The following is a 19,379-nucleotide window of genomic DNA, read 5'->3' as shown; positions in this document are numbered from 1 at the left end:
AATAAGCAATTAAGCCAATAAGCTTTGTAAGTTTAGAGTGCTTTCTTGAGTGCCATTAAGCTGCGTAATAAGTGCAGTACGGCTTGCAAAGTCAATCCTCAAAGAAATTGATTGTTGTTCAAGCTTCCACATTAAACAGCAAACACTTGCGCCGCCTTGAGCCGAAAATTCACCTGCAAATGCGGGGTGTTCGTTACGCATTTTAATTAGCTCTATGAGCCCTTTTACTACCGGTTTATTAAGGGCTTGCTCTATTTTAGCCGCGTTCAAATATGGACGATTTATATCACGGCCAACATTGGTTTTTGCTAACAGTTCCATATCGTTTTCACAGGCAAATAAGCCGCCGTAATAAACTTGCGGTACACCTGGCGCAAAAAATTGAATTGCTCGCGACAGCAAATAGTCAAAATCATTAGCGCCTAATGCATTGTAATAAGTACAGTTTACTTGATATAAGTCGACATTACTGGCAGCCGCGCCTGTTGCTTGGCGGCTTTGATTGTTACTATTTGCATGCATGGTTTCTACTAGGTTATCAATTTGCTCTGCATTTAATAAGCCTGGTTTTTCACCCATTGGGCCTGCATCAATAATGCCTATGCCATCATGGGTGTCTAGTACCGTTAAACAGTTACGCGGCGATATTTTTAGCCATTTGAGTAATGCATCCGCATTGTTATTAAACAAGCTATGTAGAATAAGTGGTGGCAACGCAAAGTCATAAACCATATTAACGCGCTTAGCTACATCTACTTGTGTTTGATAATGGCTATGAATTTCTGCAATGGTTTCCATGCCTAAATCGTTGGCTTGCTTTGATAAGTTATCTAAGTAGCCAAACGTTTCATCTAGCATAAAACAATTAGTACCCGCCTGCTTAATGGCATAACCCGCTGCATCTAAACGAATAATATTAACGTTGTTAGCAGAGAACTTAGTAAGTACATTATTTAAATACGCAATTCCTGCCTCTACTTTTACGTTTATATCAATTTGATTGTCGGTAAAAGTGGTCCAAAAATCATACGTTTGACCATCACCGCATTTCATTGGCGTAAAACAACTGCCTGGGCGTGGACGGTAAATAGCTTGCTGCTCAGCCTTGCTCATACCATTGGGAAACACGTCTTCTTTGGTTAAAAATAAATCCCAAAATGCTGACGCTTTACCTTTAGCCAGCACATCTTGAAATTGAAAAGATTGCGCCGACACATGGTTCACTATTAGATCAGCCATTAAATCATGGTCTTTACCGAGTGCCTTTATGTCGTCCCAAGTACCGATTCGAGAATCAACTTCACTATGATCAATCGGGTCAAAGCCTGCATCGCTGCCATCAATTGGGTTATAAAATGGCAATAAGTGCACACCACCAAAAACGCCCTCTAATGGGCCATGTAAAAGAGTGGTAAGTGCATTTATATCTTGGCCAGTAATTCGATCAGCGTATGTGATCAATTGAACTTTATTCTTCATCATTGTGTGATTACCATGTTGAAACTTAATCGATTAAGATATATCTTTAACTAGCACGTACGAATTTACAAGTTATTTTTATAAATTTTACATACAAATATCGTGGCGACATTAATACTATAATCAGTAACTGACTGACTTACTGAGTGTTAAGAACGCATTTAACGAGGAAAAGCACATGACAAAATCACACACACACGTAAGCAGCGATCCGTTGCAACAAATTCGCTGGCTCACATATATGATGTTTTTTATGTTTGCCATGACCTCCGATGCCGTTGGCATGATCATTCCCGAGCTCATAACTGAATTTGGTTTAAGCATGACCCAAGCCAGCGCATTCCACTATGCGCCTATGGCACTCATTGCCTTTAGCGGATTATTTTTAGGCTTTTTAGCCGATAGCCTCGGGCGTAAAAAAACGATTATGCTTGGGTTATTAATATTTTCTGCGAGTTGCTTTTTATTCGCCATTAGTAGCAGCTTTATATTTTTTGTTTTTTTGCTTTGCTGTATTGGTTTAGCTATTGGCTTATTTAAAACCGGCGCTTTGGCGTTATTAGGCGATATTTCTCATAGCAACGCAGAGCACACTAAAACCATGAACAAAGTAGAAGGCTTTTTTGGTATTGGTGCCATTGTTGGACCTGCACTTGTTGGTGTATTACTGGTACAAAATGTAAGTTGGACTTATTTATATATTATTGCCGGCATTATGTGCTTAATTTTAGCGTTTTTAGCGTGGCGTGCAGAGTATCCGAGCGTTGTTAAAAGCACTGAAAAGCCCGCTTCACTTGCTACTACCATGAAAATGATTAAAAACCCCTACGCGCTTGGCTTTTCGCTCGCCATTGCGCTTTATGTTGCAACCGAGGTTGCCATTTACGTATGGATGCCGACGCTGTTAAAAGACTACACGGGCTCTTGGCCCCTTTTGGCAACCTATGCACTCACCATATTTTTTATACTGCGTGCCGCAGGTCGTTTTATTGCTGTGTGGTTATTAAACCGCTATAGCTGGCAAGGTGTTATGGCTTACTTAAGTTTAGGTATTGCACTGTGTTATGTGGGTACTTTAGTCGGTGGCGTTGATTGGGCTGTTGGTTTATTGCCGCTTTCAGGGTTATTTATGTCGATGGTTTACCCGACCTTAAACTCCAAAGGAATATCGTGCTTCCCGGTACAACAACATGGCGCAGTTGCTGGGGTTATATTATTTTTCACTGCACTTTCAGCCGCATTAGCGCCTTTATTTATGGGTATGATCAGCGATTACTTTGGTCATGTACGTTATGGTTTTTATCTTGCAACCGGCTTTGCCATTATTTTATTTTTAGCGATGCTGTTTAACTATTTCCGTGACCCATCAGCCAGCGCTTTACAAGAGAGCAACCTAATAACTGAGTAAATCAACAAATTGGGGGCTAAAAAAACACTATATAAATCAATAGATGAGTAAAAAAACAGCAAATAAAGAATAAAATAATTTGCTTATTGTAAAAGATTTGTTATTTTTACTTAATCGATTAAGTAAAAATAACAAACCCCTTCGGGCTCACAAAACGAGGCGTTCACATGACAACACACAACACACCTTTATATTTAATGAGTGCTTTAGCGCTGGCTGTAAGCCAAGGCGTTTATGCACAACAAGAAGAGCAAAACACACAAGCGCAAGCTAACAAAGGTCTTGAGACTATCGTTGTAACCGGTGTACCACGTCGTACAACCATTATGGCATCAAGCTCATCAGTGAGCAGTTTATCGCTTGCTCAAGTTGAAGTATCTACACCGCGTTCAACTGCTGAAGCGTTTAGAATTATTCCGGGCGTACGCTCAGAATCAACCGGCGGTGAAGGTAACGCAAACATTGCTGTACGCGGCTTACCTGTGGCCTCTGGTGGTGCTAAGTTTTTACAATTACAAGAAGACGGTTTACCCGTTATGCAATACGGTGATATTGCTTTTGGTAACGCTGATATATTTATGCGCCTAGATAATACCGTACAAACTATCGAATCAATTCGTGGTGGTTCGGCCTCGACTGCAGCAAGTAATGCACCGGGCGGCATAATTAACTTTATATCTAAAAATGGTGAAAACGAATCAGGCAGTGTTTCTACAACACTGGGCCTTGATTACGACACTATTCGTACAGACTTTGAATACGGCACTTACCTTAGTGATAGCGTACGTTTTCATGTAGGTGGTTTTGTGCGCCAAGGTGAAGGCCCGCGTGAAACAGGTTACACATCAAATAAAGGTGGGCAAATTAAAGCCAACCTTACCAAAGACTTTGAAAACGGTTACGTGCGTCTTTATTACAAACATTTAGATGACAAAAGCGTGGGTTACTTACCAATGCCAATGTATGCAAATGGTGACTCAATCCCAGGGTTTGACGCACAATCAGATACCCCGCATTCAGCATTATTTACTAAAACAGTGCGTTTAAATGGCGAAAATCAAATTAGTAGCGGCGATATTCGCGATGGCATGAACCCGCAAGTTGACTCAGTGGGTTTTGAAGCTGTATTTGACTTAGATAACGATTGGCGTATTGAAAACCGTTTTCGTAAATCCTCTGTTAGCGGTAACTTTAATTCACTTATTCCTGCTGAAGTAGGCAGCGCGACTGCTATTGCACAAAGTATTGGCGGCGCAGGTGCAACGCTTAGTAATGCCAATACCGGAGCTGCATTTAATGACGATTTAGCTATGCGTATTCATACCTTTGACGTCACAATGAACGACTTTGACTCTATTGTAAACGACTTCAAACTGACTAAATCACTAAGCGATGATACAAGCGTTACGTTTGGTTACTATGCTTCAACACAAAATATTGCTATGTCATGGTTATGGAACTCTTACCTAATGGAGCTTAAGGGCGATAATGCGGCGCTACTAAATGTAACAGCTGCCGATGGTACAGCGTTTTCTGAAAATGGTTTATATGCATACGGAACGCCTTTTTGGGGTAACTGCTGTCAGCGTGATTACGATACAGAATACGATACCCGCGCCCCGTACGTTTCATTTTCAACAAAAGTGGGTGATGTAAGTATTGACGCAAGTGCTCGTTACGATAGTGGTGAAGCACGCGGCAACTATGCAGGTGCCGTTACCTCAACGGTCGATATGAATCGCGATGGAGTGATTTCAGTTCCTGAACAAAATGTAGCAGGCATTGATACCGCAAATGCTAGCCCAGTAAATTACGATTGGGATTATGCATCCTATTCAATTGGGGCTAACTACCAAATAGATTCAAGCCTTGCGACATTTGCAAGACTGAGTAAAGGTGGCCGTGCAAATGCTGACCGACTTTTATTTGGTAAAGTACGCGCTGACGGTTCGGTTGCTGATGAAGATGCCGTTGATGAAGTAAACCAGTATGAATTTGGGGTTAAAAAACGTTTTGATTCACTCTCAGTTTTCGCAACAGCGTTTTATGCAGAAACAGAAGAGCAAAACTTTGAAGCAACATCGCAAACCTTTTTTGACCGTGAATACGAAGCAAAAGGGATTGAAATTGAATCAACTTACTTCATCGATGCATGGGATTTTCGTGGTAACTTAACATGGACAGATGCAGAAATTGCTAAGGATGCACTTACCCCTGAAGTGGTAGGTAATACGCCACGCCGCCAAGCTGATTTAATCTACTCTTTAATGGCTCGTTATAGTTTTGATAAAGGTGCTGCCGGTGTCAACTTTATTGGTACTACTGATGCTTACGCTCAAGACAATAACGACCTTAAATTTGACGGTTACACTCAAGTAAATGGCTTTGTAAGTTACGATTTATCTGAAAACCTTAATATTGCACTTAATGTAAATAACTTATTCGATACGGTAGGTATTACAGAAGCTGAAGAAGGCTCAATTCCAGATAATAACATTATTCGCGCCCGTACTATTAATGGCCGCACAACATCAATAACGCTTAAATACGCGTTTAACTAACCATCTTTAGTGTAACAAGCGCTGAAGCTATGTTTTTCAGCGATTGTTACACTAACTTTAATTAGTTTTAATAATTCTCCCTTGAATTTTGACCTAGCTCCGCTGGGTTTTTTAGGATTTACACTATGACCAAATTACTTAGCCTCGGCGAGCTACTTATTGATATGCTGCCACAAGATTCTCAAAACAGTGCTTATTTGCCCATTGCAGGAGGGGCCCCTGCCAATGTAGCGGTAGGTTATGCAAAGTTAGGCGGCAAGGCTGCTTTTTGTGGCGGTATGGGTGATGACTACTTTGCTAAACAATTAAGTAAATCGCTTGAGCAATATAAAGTAAGTACAGAGTACTTATTTACGATTAAAGACTCTCAAACGGCCGTGGTTATTGTGAGTTTAGATGAAACCGGTGAACGCAGCTTTAATTTTTATCGCCACAATACCGCCGATTTACTGTTAACGAGTGATCACTTAAGCCATATCAAATGGGATGAATTGAGTACCCTACACTTTTGTTCCAACACGTTAACCAATCCAGCCATTGCAAACACCACCGTGTGTGCTTTAAAGCTGGCTAAAAACAACCATAAACTCGTTAGCTTTGATGTAAATTTACGCTATAGCTTGTGGCAAAATAGCAATGACATTGAACACAATGTACATGCGTGTTATGCCTATTGCGACATTGTTAAGCTATCGCGTGATGAGCTGAACTTTTTAGCTAAGCAAACACAGCAATCACCTGATGATTACTTACAGTCTATTTTAAATATAGGTGTAAAATTGGTATTTTTAACCAATGGCCCTGCACCGGCAACGGTTTACCATAAAGGGTTTATATTAAATGAATCGGCGCCAATCATTAATGCTGTGGATACTACCAGTGCCGGTGATGCGTTTATTGCAGGCGTGTTATATTATTTAAATCACACCGATGAAAATAGCTCGCTTATCGAAAAAATTAATAATGAACACCTAGTAAAACACGCTTTAAGTTTTGGTTTGCGTTGTGGCTCTAAAGCCTGCTTAGCTAAGGGGGCATTTCCCGCATTACCTACACTTCAAGAGGTGTAATACCAATCCGCAATAATACTTAATCATTTTACGAGGCTAAACGTGTCGCTATCTGCGTTAAAAAATTCTCATTTAGAACAACTAAATAGCAAATTTTTTGCCTAGCTATAAACACGTTTTTCCAGCCTCAAAATAGATCACTTAATTAAGCGAATTGATATAAATACTTTAAAAATAAAAGCCGATTATGGCCTTTATTTAAGCATCCGCTTCTTCATCATTACTTTTTAACCATTCTAAAGCCGCAGTGGCGTTCTCAAAATATTGAATTTCACCTGATACAAACCAACTGCCTAATTTAGCGATGGTTGATTGCCAGTCTTTGTTGCCGTATATGGCTATTTTTTTAAATTCTTTGTTATGCTTTAAGCCAAGTTTTAAATCATCCCATGCAGCTCTAAGTTCCCAGCCATCAAGCTCAGTAGCATCTATGAGTACATTAACAATAGGATGTTTAACTTCGCCAAGCGCAGAGTCAATCATCGGCGTGATCACCTCATAATCTTTGTGAGTGAGTGTACCTATAGCTTTTAAGGTTAAAAAAAACTCGCAACCAGAGCGCTCAATACCAATAGATAAGCCGTGTGTTAAATTTACCATAACCCGAACTCCACAATAATATGAGCATCAAGTATAGGTGATAGCTTATTAACCAATAGTGAAGTAGATCAAAAAACAGGCACATCACTTTTATTGTGCCCATTTTAATTAAATGCTTAATTATGCATTTTTAAGCCGTGCTATTTGATTTTCAACATCTGTTAAATGACCGATTTTAAGCCACACTCTGGCTCCTTCACTGCCTGCTGTTGCTTTAATTTCGCTGTTAGGCGGCACTCTTAACCAGCTGTGCTGTACTAATGTATCGCCCTGCTCTTCAAGCGAGCCTTCAAGAACTAAAAGCTCGCCCCCACCTGAGGCGTTTAACGATATTTCACTGTTAGGTGCGAATGCAAAAATACTCACCTCTTCAAAGGCATCTTTATAAAGAGAAACTACATTTACATTACTAAACTCAGGGTGAGGAACACTGCACATGGTATTAGTTTGCAAGCGAACATGCTCTCTATCCTCTGGCTGAAACTGCCATAATTTCACAAATATAACGCACCCGTTTTCAGAGCTTGGTGTATGTTTTGACTCAGGCGGATTGCGAATATAAGAGCCCTTGGGGAAATCACCATGTTCATCTTGAAAAACACCTTCAAGCACAATAAATTCTTCACCGCCGGTATGTGTATGGGCAGAAAAATGGCTGTTTGGCGCATAACGTACAATGCTGGTTGCGCGTGCAACCTCATTGCCCACTCTATCAAGTGGACGCCTATCAACACCCGCCATCGGTGAGGCTATCCATTCTAACGATTCGCTATGTACAACAACACGTTCGCTAAAATCAGCTGCAATTTTCATATTTGACTCCATATCTAAGCGGCAATACTTGGACGCTGAGCGACCTTTTCTTGCCATGCTATTAAATGTGATAGCTCACTAGGAATAGCTATTTTTGCAAAGCCTGCAAACACCAGACCGGCGTACAAAGTAATATCTGCAACACTGAAATTCTCACCAGCAACATAAGCAGAGTTAGCTAATACGCTATTAAAATAAACAAAGCCTTGGCGCGCTTTTTCACCTTGCTTTTCTCCCCAAGCAACATTTTGATAGGTTTCAAGCGCTGGGCCTAAACCATCCGTTGCATGATGAAAGTAAGTAGCGACAGCATCAAGTACCATTGACTCCGCACGCTTTTGCATCATATTAATCACCGCGCGTTCTTTTGCCTCAACACCTGTTAATGAAGGGCCTGCAAAAACGGTATCAATATATTCAGTAATCGCGGTGCATTCTGCTATGAACGTTCCATCATCTAGCTCTAAAACAGGTACGCCTGCTAAGGGGTTTTTAGCTAAAAAAGCCTCAGTACGGTGCTCACCATTTAATAAATCGACAGCAACAAACTCTACTTTATCAGTCGCCTTTTTTTCAGCAAGCGCAATACGTACACGTAATGGATTAGGAAAGTTTTCTACATCATAAATTTTCATAATTATCTCTTTATATTTTTAATCACAGTTTGAGCTAATACTGGCAAGAATAAATTATCTACCTACTGGTAGGTAATTTATATTAAGTTCTCGACCTTTGCAAACTAAAAATAAAAGAGCTTGAAAATAACTACCTACTGGTTGATAATTTTTTGCAGCGATATGAAGGAAGTTTAAAATGACAAAAAAAGCAGCCCTGTTAAAAGCAGCAGAAAACAAAGTTAGACTTGGTGGCTATAGCAATTTTAGCTTTAGAGAGTTGGCCAATGAAATTGGTATTAAAAGTGCCAGTGTGCATTATCACTTTCCAACTAAAGCTGATTTAGGTGCAGAGCTTGCGCATCAATATACCGATGCCTTTATCGCTGTACTTGGTGAACCAGAGGCACACAAAGCAAACGGTAAAAACCCTATTGATATTTACACTCAGTTATTTAGAAATGCACTGGTGATTGATAAAAAAATGTGTTTATGTGGCTTGCTCGGCGCAGAAAGCGACAGCCTACCTGATAAAGTGCGGGTTGAAGTTCAGCGGTTTTTTAATAAAAATTTAGCCTGGTTAACCCAAGCACACGCTGTGAATGGTGAAGAAAACCCTGCTCGCGCGGCAATACAAACAGTGAGCTTATTAGAGGGTGCGATGATGATTAGTAAAACCCTAGATGATATCAGCTACTTCGAACAAGCCACTTTTTAGCGATTGGTGATCAAGTATAAAAAAAGCGAGCCTTCATAAGGCTCGCTTTTACATTTTTGAGATTACGATTTATTAAGCCGTACGCACTTTATGCTTTGAATGCACAACAGCTAATACAATAAACCCTATAACAGCCACCGCTGCACCAATCGGTTTACCTAAATCACTTGATAAGTTTAACCCTATTGCCGCGGTCATTATGTATGACAAGGTCACTGCTGTAGCGATTACTGCTGGTATACTAGTGATCCAGTGGAATGTACCACGGTCAAATAAGTACTTGGTCGCAAGCCACAACACACTGGTAGAAAGCAGCATATTTGAGAATGCGAAGTAGCGCCAAATCACAGAGAAATCGAGCTTAGTCATAAAGTAGGCAATGGTTAAAATAGGGATTGCTAGTAATAAACGATTACGTAAACTTTGCGGAATACTAAACGCATCAACCACGGTCAAGCGCAGTGAACGAAACGCCGTATCGCCTGAGGTAATAGGGAAAACAGCAACAGCAATAATTGCCATAATACCGCCAAATACACCTAAGTAGCTGTTTGCAATATGGTTAACCACCAAACCTGGGCCACCAAGATCAAGCATAGCTTTTAAACCCGCATAGCCTTCAGGGAATGCAGCAATACCCGCTAATGCCCAAACACAACCTACAATGCCTTCACACATCATCGCACCATAATAAACTGGGCGTACGTATTTTTCGTTGGTTAAACAACGGGCAATAATAGGTGCTTGCGTTGAGTGAAAACCACTAATAGCACCACAGGTAATGGTTATAAATAGCAGCGGCCAAGTGGGCAGTCCATCAGGATTTGGTGCTAAGAAGTCATGAGCGTGATCAGCCTCAAAGTATGCTAAAAAGTCGCCCGCTACTGGTAAATGCGGTGCGTTTATTAGCAGTGATACCGCAATAGCTACTGTCATTACAATCATTAACAAACCAAAAATAGGGTAAAACTTAGTGATGATTTTATCAATGGGTAATAACGTGGCTAAAAAGTAGTAAGCTAAAATGGCCAAAACCCAAAAGGTATTATTTGCAAATATTGTATCCTTAAATATATCAAGGTTACTTAATAATCCTGCCGGGCTCATAATAAATACAACACCAACAAAAAATAGTAGCATCGCAGTAAAAATAAGCATAAAGCCTTTAAATACAACGTTGTAGTAGTGCCCTGCTATTTCCGGTAAGCTTTTACCGTCTTCTTTTATACTCATTACTCCTGAGAAGAAGTCGTGTACAGCGCCACCCAAAACATTACCAAGCACAATCCATACAAGCGCAACCGGACCATATAATGCACCCAATATTGGGCCAAATATGGGGCCTACGCCTGCTATATTTAAAAATTGAATCAAAAATGCACGAACAGGGTGAATTGCAACGTAATCAACACCTTCGCTAAAGCGTTTTTGTGGTGTGTCGACCGTTGAATCCATGCCCGCTTGCTTTTCAACAAACGGGCTATAAAACTTATAGCCTAATATTAAAATAGTTAGGCAAATAAAAAAGATGATCATAAAGCACGCTTCTCTTTTTGTATGTGTGTATAGGGCCAAATATTGCAGCCCAAATTTTAAAATAACAATTGAACGTAGCATATGAAAAAGCACGCAACAATGAGACGTTTGGCTAATGCTCTGGCAAAATCAAATTTATTCAAAAAAATTAAACTAAGTAACAGCATAAGTTACTTATAAAAAAACGTTAAAAGTGCTTATATTGCGACTAAAATCTATACGCCAATTTACAACAATAGCTACACCTGAATGATTAATTAGCTTACGATAAACATTATTACTACTTTTAATGTACTGCCGTTGGCCTACGTGGCTTTATAAAAAACAAGGATGCCCTCAATGACACAGTTTACTACGCCCGATTTATACGATGAACATCGCGACCATGTGCAAGTCGCTGACAGTGGCTTGCAACACTTTGGTAATAAAACTCTCTTTTATGGTCAAGTAGTGACTGTCACCTGCCCAGACGATAACTCGTTTGCTGGCAACATATTACATGAAAATGGTGAAGGCAAAGTGTTGGTTGTGGATGGCTTTGCTAGTAAGCGTTTTGCATTCATTGGCGATATGATTGCAGAGCGAGCCCTAAAAAATGGCTGGCAAGGCATTATTATTAATGGTTGCTGCCGCGATATTGAAATTCTTGCCACGCTTGATTTACCCGTGATGGCGCTAGGCGCTACGCCGCGCTGCACCACTAAGCGCGGTTTAGGTGCCAAAGATCACCCGGTTAATATGTTAAACACCACAATTAATACCGGTGATTGGGTGTATGCTGATGTCAATGGATTAATTATTAGTAATAAAGCCTTGTTTTGAACAATCAAAGTGGCTGTTCGCGATAAAAAAAGCAGCTCGAGAGCTGCTTTTTTTAAAATCAAACAATAAAGTTTTACATTAAAGTGCTAACCATACATCGGTTGAACCAGGCTCGTTCCCTTGAGTCCACCACTTAGCTTGGTACTTGTTGCCCTGATAAGAGACTTCATCACCGCTGTTATAAATAGCCGATGACTGCCAAATTGCAGCACCTGTATCATCTGTAGGCTGTGTTGTTGCCTCCCACGCACCACCTAAATCAGGACGCTCACCTTGAGTCCACCATTTTGCTTTATATTCAACGCCATTATAAGTGACGACATCGCCACCAACGTATGCAACACTCGCATCCCAATCTCCTGTTGGTGGAGTGGTAGTATCACCATTTGTCACTGTTACGCTAAAGCTTTGTGTTGTAGTTAATTCGCCATCACTGACTGCAACTGAAACAGTGAAGTTTGTATCTGTATCTACAGCGCCTGCCTCAATGCTCACATTTGCACCGCTGCCCACTAACGTTAAGCCTGTTGGTACTGTCCACGTATATGTAAGCGCATCGTTTTGTGCATCGTTTGCAACTACAGCAACACTTGCTGATGCGCCTTCTTCTACACTAACATTAGCAATTGCATTAACACTTGGAGCTGTGTTACCGCCACCTGATGTCGGCGCAATAACATTAACAACAACATCACGATTCACTGTTGCTTGACCATCTGATACCGCAACGGTTGCAACATACTGTGTATCTGTAGTCACTGTTGGCGCGGTAATAACCAGTGATGATGTATTTTGTCCAGATACTACTAGCGCGCTATCAGCACTCCAGCTAAAGCTCAGTGGATCGTTATCTGCATCGGTTGCAGAAGCCGTTACTGTGATGCTATCGCCTGAATTAACAGACACAGATGAAGACACTGAAACAACCGGTTTGTTATTACTTGGCGGCGCAACTACGCCCCCTAAGCCATCATGCATTGCATTTAGAATGTCACCATTGTCAGCATCAATTTCCCATGCAAATAAACCGCCTAAGTTATGCTGATTAACATACGCACCTTTGGCCAGCACAGACTTACGGCTATCATAAGTAATTAGTTTACCGGTTGAGCGATTCCATACATAAGCGGCTTGTGCTTGCTCATCATAACCCACTTCAAAACCATTAATACCGGTGCCCGCCGCACCAATCATATTGGCTTTAACGCCTTTGTAATCAATAACACCATCTTCCCATACGCCTTGTGCCGTAGAGCCTTTTAACGGGCCATTACCAGGGGCGGTCATTGGGTTACCATCAACCGCGGCATTTTGCGGGTAAACACCTTCCCAACCACGGCCATACATGGCTGTGCCGACGACGATTTTTTTCGATGGTACATTTTGCGCAAGTAACAGCTGTACTGCATTATCGGTGGTATAAGCAGGGCCTTTACGAGGTTCGCCATTTTCATCAAGCCCAGTGCCATTACATTGACCAACACTCATGTGCTCGCCACAGTAAAGTGCAGTTTGATGACCAGTTACGTTACTCCATGCGCCATAAAAGTCATAGGTCATGGCAAAAATGTAATCCATGTACTGGCTTGCGGCTTGATAATCTACATCTTCAATTTTATCGTAACCAGCACCAATGGCTGAGGTTAACTCGTAAGTACGACCCGTTTCTGCTTCTAGTTTATCAAGCATAGCGCGCAGCTCTTGCATAAGCGCCACATAGGCTGGGCCATCGTTAATTGGATCGCCAATATCAGGATTGGGGCCGTCACCACCTGGGAATTCCCAGTCAATATCAACACCATCGTAAAACTTCCAGGTTCTTAAAAACTCTTCCATTGAGGCAACAAAGGTGTCGCGGTTTGCTTTATTAGTAAAACCACCAAATGGGTCTGATAACGTCCAACCACCTACAGATGGTAAAATTTTAATATCTGGGTAACGCTGTTTTAGTGCCATTAACTGCGAGTAAGTACCACGAATGGGATCTTTAGCATCAACCCCTGGCAATGCTTTTTGTACTGCGGCCCATGGGTCGTGAATAACCACTTCGTAATCTGCAGAGCCCGCACAGGCTGTTTCCAGTGCGCGCTTAGGACCGCCAGTTAACGACGCATTCTCACCACAAATTGGAATGAAGCCATACAAAATATGACTCAGGTTTTGTGCTGGCATATTCGTTACATCGTAATCACGGCCATAGATCCCCCACTCAACAAAGTAAGCGCCCGTCACTAAATCTTGCTTAACGCCAATATCACGGTTATTTGGGTCAACATCCATAGGTAATGGTGCTAAATGTCCGCCGTCAGTGTCAGCAATTACAATTGGCTTACCCGCACTTCTCGCACAGGTCGTGCCGCCTTCACATAGCTCAACATACATTGTATGGCGGCCTGCTTTATCATAAGGGAATGAAATAGTGCCACTTTTAGAACCAGCAGCAAGCGTGCCCTCATTCACTAGCATGTCATCAAAGTACACTTTATAGCTATCGCCGCCATCACCGCTCCACGCACTCCATTCAATGTTGATATTAACTTGCTCAACACGGGTAACCAGCTGTTTGTAAGAGCCGTTTCCCTCAAGGTCTACCTCAACAAACGAATATTGCTGTGGCTCCCAATTAATACTTGGTGTAGAAGGCGCTGCCGATACAGAACCGGCAAATAGTGCAACACCCATAGCTGCGGTTAATTGTTTAATATTCATATTTCTCTCTTATCTATTTTTAATGTGATTATTTTGGTTTAATAAGTTTGAACTACAAAACTTAGGCTTTTAGTTACAGTGTTTTCCATACATCGGCTTGTCCTGGCGTATCGCCTTGAGTCCACCAATTAGCGCGATAGCGCTGTCCTTGATAGATTATTTCTGCGCCTGCTTGATAAGCTTTGTTAATACTCCATGCTGCTGGATTAGTACCCTCCTCAACAAGCTCCCACGCACTTGAACTATCGGGCTGCTGACCTTGATTCCACCATTTAGCTAAGTAAACACGCTCTTGAAAACTCACTTTATCTGTTGCTTGATAAACCTCAGTAGTGCTCCAAGGCGCTATAGCAGGATCATTGATAACGCTGTCATTAACGGTGACAACAAACTCGGTTTGGGTCGTTAATTGGCCATCAGAAACAGATACCACAACGGTATAATCTGTAGGTGTTGAAACTTCAGGTGAAATTAAGTTGATATTGGCATCGCTACCGGTAAAACTCAGTGGTGCCGGTACTGACCAAGTATAAATTAACGCATTTTGCTCATCATCAAACGCATGTAAATGCACAGCCGTGGTGGTGTTTTCATCAACTACTAGGTTTTCTGGCTTACTAACAATAGGCGCTGTATTATCAGGGGTGCCCAGCACGCTTAATGTATAGGTATAATTTGGATTGCTGCCATAGACTTGGTTTGTTAGTACATCAGCGCTGTTAAATACAACATCACCAATTTGATTTTGCACACCAATCTGCACTAAATGCGCATAATCAAGGTTGAGTTGTGACGCCAATACTTGTTGCCAATTTGCTTGATTATCGGCATTGATTTTAAGTTGTTGATTAATCACCTCTTGGCCAGATTCATCAAATAAGCGAGCCCATACAGTGTGACCAACAATGGCATTTTGCCCTTGACGTACAAAGTACCCAAGGCTTGCCCACGCATTCGGATTGGTTGGAGCTGCGTCGTTTACAATATTTATATCACTACAGTTATAAAAGCCTTCACCCACAACATCGTTTCGTTGCCAGCGGCTGTACAAAATGGCATCACCGTTGCGTCCTTGTGGAATAGCCACACTCATTTGATAATAACGCTCACCATCGGTGTCTTTAATCACGTCAACATTTTGATGCTCCTGAACTAGCTCTAAGTCTTGCCAGGTCAATACATCAGTAGCGGCATTAAAAGTTGGCTTAGTTAAGTAAAACTGCCAAAAGCTGGGATTATGTGGCGTTGATGCAAGGTAACGAACTTGAATTTCACCATTAGCATTGGGCACTACGTCACTACGTTGCCAATGTGGTGATGGTAAATCCATACCGCGTTTGGCTGTATCGCCACCAGCACATAAAGTGCCGTTTGGTACACTGGCCTCAACTGCGGTTTGATTTAAATAGTCAGGAGTATTAACAGAAAATTCAATCGCTTGCACAAACTGCACCGTGCCGGATTCTAGATATGCTGATCGACAAGCAAGGTTAGGAATATTTGTGCCATCTTCTGGCCACCAGTATCCGCCATCATCTTGGCAAAATGCTTGGCGTGCTTTAGGACTATCCATATAACCATGTGCTTGTACTTGCGGTGCTAGCATACTCAGTAGCAAGCCACCTGCGATTGCAGATAGCGATAGTGTGTTAAGTTTAATTGATGCCATTATTTTATCCTTTCTAAGACCCAATACATGGGGCAAGCTCAGGCCTACCCCTCATTGTTTTTGAAAATTACAGGCTACAACTTAGGGTCCAATCAGCCGTTACACCCGGCTCAGACGTTGTCCACCACTTGGCTTTGTATATCGCGTTGTTATGAGACATTAAGTCACCTGCTGCGGCATGGCTTGGGTTGCCCGCCCAGTCAGTTTGAGGGAAGTTTGGATAAACAGGTATCGAGGCTATATCAACTCCTTCACACGTACCTGCAGGGTCACCGCCACCGTTATCTGGATTGCCCGTGCCATCACCCGGTGTTGCATCTGGTAGCATTGGGTATTCAGCTTTGAATGCGTAAGTTTTTCCATCTTTTTCAATGGTAAAGTTGCTAGGCCCAGTGATTGGCATGTAGTACATCACTTGTGCATTCACAGTTGCACCAGCGCTAAAGTCTTTTGGTTGACCGCCCCATTCATTGTTCAGTGTGATTGAAAAACGGTGGAACTCGTTCTCAAAACCGCCAATATTATTACCCGCTGCGTTCGAGCCATTTACTTCTACAGCCATGCCTAGCTTCTCTTGTGCATTCCAGTTGGATTTAAAAATAGCGGAGGTTGATACCGGTACATCAAATGAAATTTTTGCACCGCTTAAATCAAGGCTTGAGTTATTGGTAAACGCAAATGTTGGGCTGATTGGGTAGTTATCATCACCGACAGGGAAATCTTTGGCTTCAAATGTGATATCTACTGCTTCAGCAGGCACTGTAAAATTAGGGTTACCCGCGTGAACATCATAAGCAACACCACTTTGATTAAACTTGTCATAGGCAAGTGAGGTTAAAGTCGACCCCATGAAGTACTCGCCTTTTGCTGAGTCGTAATCAAAATCACCAGCAAGCTCCCAGAACATGATACCGCCAAGGCCGTTGTTAATAACATAATCAACTTTAGAGGCCATCGACTCTTCATCTTCTATCGACAGAAATACTTTTTTATCGGCATTCCAAAGCCAAGGTGCGACGGCAACACTGTCGTAATAACGTGTGTAAGAACCTGTTAAGCGATCGTCAGCATCGGTATCGGGGGTTAAGCCATACACTTCGAGGTAAGAGCCAACAATACCATTTTCGAGATTTTTAGCGTGCCACAAAGGATTTGAACCGGCGGGCATTTCTTGACCTGCGTCGTTCTTATCGTGCCAAAGGTTATCAATACCTAATGCACCATTACCACACTTGTTCTTTTCACCAACCCCTGTACCTGTGGCACAATCAGCTTGGTTTGGTAAAGCCGCTTGACCCCATAGACCATTAGTTCCGCCCGACATATCTTTAAAACCTCGAGTATAATAAGGAATACCGATATTGATTCGACCGGCAGCCATTGCCCCTCGGAAATAACGAACCGCCCAATCGGTGTTTAAGTAACCAATCCCTTCAAATTCTTTAGTGCCGTAGACGTTCCATTGTGTCAGTTCTGAGTCTAAACCGGTGTCAAATAAGGCAGCATTGTGCCCTACATGTGAGTTCCATGCGCCATGTAAGTCGTAAGACATAATGTTTACATAATCCAGATATTTAACCGCTTGAAAGGTTTCCATACCTCGTAATAAATAACCAGAAGATGGAGACGCAATAGTGAGTAAATAGTGCTTACCTGCTGCTTCACCTGCACGGTCTAGCTCTTCACGTACTTTTTTCATTAGCACTTGGTATGAGGCATTCAATCCTGCACGGCGCGCGTTGGATATAGGAAAATCATCGGGGTGACCTGAGTCGTTCATTGAAGATGGGTATTCATAATCAATATCAACGCCGTCAAATCCATATTTTTCAATAAACTCAACGGTGCTTTTTGCAAATGCATTAATACCTTCATAATTGACTGAGCCATCAGCATGGGTGGTCATAGTATAAAAGCCACCACTTTCAACGCGGCCAGTTTCATCAAAATACCCCCCCGTTTCAGCCCAGCCACCTACCGATACCAAGGTTTTAACGTGTGGGTGTTGTTTTTTGTATTTATTTAAAAGATTAAAGTGTCCTTTGTATGCAAACTCAGGATCCATTTCAGCGCCAATAACGCCTGGCCATTCCATGTTTGTAGCAGGATTATTTGCTGAATTAGGATCGCCAATAGATACTTTATTATTGGCATCAACATGCGCAAAGGCATAATTAATATGAGTAATTTTATCCCATGGAATATCATTAACTAGATAACTTGGTTGGTCATTAGCACCATTTCGCCAACTAGTAAAATAACCAATAACACGACGCGGGTGGTCAGCTCCCATAACTTCACGACCATCAGCATCATACACAGTACAATAAGGCGTATTAACACCGGGGGTTTGATATAACCCTTGTGGTTGACAATCAGTTACACCACTGCCGGGCGCTGCAGAGTCAACAACATTTAGGGTTTTTGTGGTTTGTACTGTAGCCCCTTCGTTATCAGTCACTGTAAGTGTAAAGCTGGCTTGCCCAAGAGCTGTAGCCTGCCATGTATACTGACTAGTTGCTGATGTCGCTTGATGAGTATCATCACCATTTATAGCAAAATTAAGCGCGGTGATCTCACCATCGCTATCGCTACCTGAAAGCTCAAACACAACTTGTGAACCCACAATTAGCTGTTCAGGTAAGGTACTCAATGAAATTGATGCAACGGGTACTTGATTAACAGGATTAGTAACGTCATCTGCAACTGTTAAGATATTGATGATTTGTAATGACTGCGCACCTTGATCATCCGTTGCAATTGCACTTATTTGATGAGAACCCGCCACAGCTTGCCAATCAACGCTGTAAGGTGATGAAGTATCTGCAGCTAGAAAAATACCATCAACAAAAAACTCAACGGTGGTTACCTCTCCATCGTTATCAATTGCTTGCGCCGATATGACAACGCTGTCTTTATCGGTTAGTTGAAAACCGTCTGCAGGCATTAACTCGGTAATTACTGGAATTTCATTATCAATGACAGCGTTGTCACATACACCCAAAATTTTCCAATCTTTATAATCACCAGCATTCTCCACTGGATTGGCTTGCGTCCACCAGCTAGCTTCATACGCTGTGCTTTGCGCTTGCACTTGATCTCCAGCAACGTGTGTCTGGCCTGTTTGCCACTGTTCTAACGCACTGCAATCAATAGACGCGTGTACATTTAAACTAAGAAAACTTAACGATAAAGCACTTAGATTAAAGGCATTTGTTATTATTTTACGTGAGCTCATTGGCTCCTCCATTAACGATGTTTATACTCATTATTTTTTACCTTTCAGGTACAAACTTAACATGGATATCGTAAATATCAAGAAAATAATGCACAAATAACAAACAAAATAAATACAAAATAGTTACATTATAAAATTAACT

The 19,379-nt window shown here is 41.7% G+C and carries 13 protein-coding genes; 5 read left to right on the top strand and 8 right to left on the bottom strand.

Annotated features, from left to right (window positions below; all coding sequences use genetic code 11):
- Nucleotides 1-9: 9 nt before the first annotated feature.
- Nucleotides 10-1,482 carry a sucrose phosphorylase gene (gene gtfA, locus A9479_RS14165; RefSeq protein ID WP_064663758.1) on the bottom strand — a complete coding sequence of 491 codons (1,473 nt, stop codon included), beginning with the start codon at nucleotides 1,480-1,482 and terminating at the stop codon, nucleotides 10-12.
- Between the two features lie 175 nt (nucleotides 1,483-1,657).
- Between gtfA and A9479_RS14160 the strand changes: the two genes are divergently transcribed.
- From A9479_RS14160 to A9479_RS14150, 3 genes are all read left to right on the top strand, one after another.
- Nucleotides 1,658-2,887 (top strand): sugar MFS transporter, encoded by a 1,230-nt coding sequence (locus A9479_RS14160; protein ID WP_013463015.1) that lies wholly within the window; start codon nucleotides 1,658-1,660, stop codon nucleotides 2,885-2,887.
- A gap of 167 nt (nucleotides 2,888-3,054) precedes the next feature.
- Nucleotides 3,055-5,448: a TonB-dependent siderophore receptor gene (locus A9479_RS14155; protein WP_013463014.1), complete on the top strand. Its 2,394-nt coding sequence runs from the start codon at nucleotides 3,055-3,057 to the stop codon at nucleotides 5,446-5,448.
- 125 nt (nucleotides 5,449-5,573) lie between these two features.
- Nucleotides 5,574-6,518 (top strand): carbohydrate kinase, encoded by a 945-nt coding sequence (locus A9479_RS14150; protein WP_064663757.1) that lies wholly within the window; start codon nucleotides 5,574-5,576, stop codon nucleotides 6,516-6,518.
- 198 nt (nucleotides 6,519-6,716) lie between these two features.
- On the opposite strand, the gene A9479_RS14145 is transcribed toward A9479_RS14150, so the two are convergent.
- The 3 genes from A9479_RS14145 to A9479_RS14135 form a co-directional block, all read right to left on the bottom strand.
- Nucleotides 6,717-7,118: an STAS/SEC14 domain-containing protein gene (locus A9479_RS14145; protein ID WP_064663756.1), complete on the bottom strand. Its 402-nt coding sequence runs from the start codon at nucleotides 7,116-7,118 to the stop codon at nucleotides 6,717-6,719.
- Nucleotides 7,119-7,238: 120 nt separating this feature from the next.
- On the bottom strand, nucleotides 7,239-7,931 hold the full coding sequence (locus A9479_RS14140; protein ID WP_064663774.1) for a cupin domain-containing protein: 693 nt from the start codon (nucleotides 7,929-7,931) through the stop codon (nucleotides 7,239-7,241).
- A gap of 14 nt (nucleotides 7,932-7,945) precedes the next feature.
- Nucleotides 7,946-8,566, bottom strand: a complete 621-nt coding sequence (locus tag A9479_RS14135) for a glutathione S-transferase family protein (protein ID WP_064663755.1) — start codon at nucleotides 8,564-8,566, stop codon at nucleotides 7,946-7,948.
- A 178-nt stretch (nucleotides 8,567-8,744) separates the two neighbouring features.
- Between A9479_RS14135 and A9479_RS14130 the strand changes: the two genes are divergently transcribed.
- A complete protein-coding gene (locus tag A9479_RS14130) occupies nucleotides 8,745-9,263 on the top strand; it encodes a TetR/AcrR family transcriptional regulator (RefSeq protein WP_028834207.1) in 519 nt (172 codons plus the stop codon).
- Between the two features lie 72 nt (nucleotides 9,264-9,335).
- Here A9479_RS14130 and A9479_RS14125 read toward each other — a convergent pair whose 3' ends face one another.
- Nucleotides 9,336-10,799, bottom strand: a complete 1,464-nt coding sequence (locus tag A9479_RS14125; protein WP_013463008.1) for a carbon starvation protein A — start codon at nucleotides 10,797-10,799, stop codon at nucleotides 9,336-9,338.
- A 339-nt stretch (nucleotides 10,800-11,138) separates the two neighbouring features.
- On the opposite strand from A9479_RS14125, the gene A9479_RS14120 reads away from it, so the two are divergent.
- Nucleotides 11,139-11,621 (top strand): putative 4-hydroxy-4-methyl-2-oxoglutarate aldolase, encoded by a 483-nt coding sequence (locus A9479_RS14120; protein WP_013463007.1) that lies wholly within the window; start codon nucleotides 11,139-11,141, stop codon nucleotides 11,619-11,621.
- Between the two features lie 78 nt (nucleotides 11,622-11,699).
- Here A9479_RS14120 and A9479_RS14115 read toward each other — a convergent pair whose 3' ends face one another.
- From A9479_RS14115 to A9479_RS14105, 3 genes are all read right to left on the bottom strand, one after another.
- A complete protein-coding gene (locus A9479_RS14115; RefSeq protein ID WP_064663754.1) occupies nucleotides 11,700-14,330 on the bottom strand; it encodes a glycosyl hydrolase family 18 protein in 2,631 nt (876 codons plus the stop codon).
- 73 nt (nucleotides 14,331-14,403) lie between these two features.
- Nucleotides 14,404-15,999 (bottom strand): lytic polysaccharide monooxygenase, encoded by a 1,596-nt coding sequence (locus A9479_RS14110; protein WP_064663753.1) that lies wholly within the window; start codon nucleotides 15,997-15,999, stop codon nucleotides 14,404-14,406.
- Between the two features lie 67 nt (nucleotides 16,000-16,066).
- Nucleotides 16,067-19,237: a glycosyl hydrolase family 18 protein gene (locus A9479_RS14105; RefSeq protein ID WP_156520100.1), complete on the bottom strand. Its 3,171-nt coding sequence runs from the start codon at nucleotides 19,235-19,237 to the stop codon at nucleotides 16,067-16,069.
- Nucleotides 19,238-19,379: the final 142 nt, after the last annotated feature.

Source organism: Pseudoalteromonas sp. MQS005 (assembly GCF_001661605.1).
Taxonomy (GTDB): Bacteria; Pseudomonadota; Gammaproteobacteria; order Enterobacterales; family Alteromonadaceae; genus Pseudoalteromonas; species Pseudoalteromonas tetraodonis.
The sequence above is the reverse complement of the archived record's forward strand: the minus strand, read 5'-3'. Positions and strand labels throughout refer to the sequence as shown.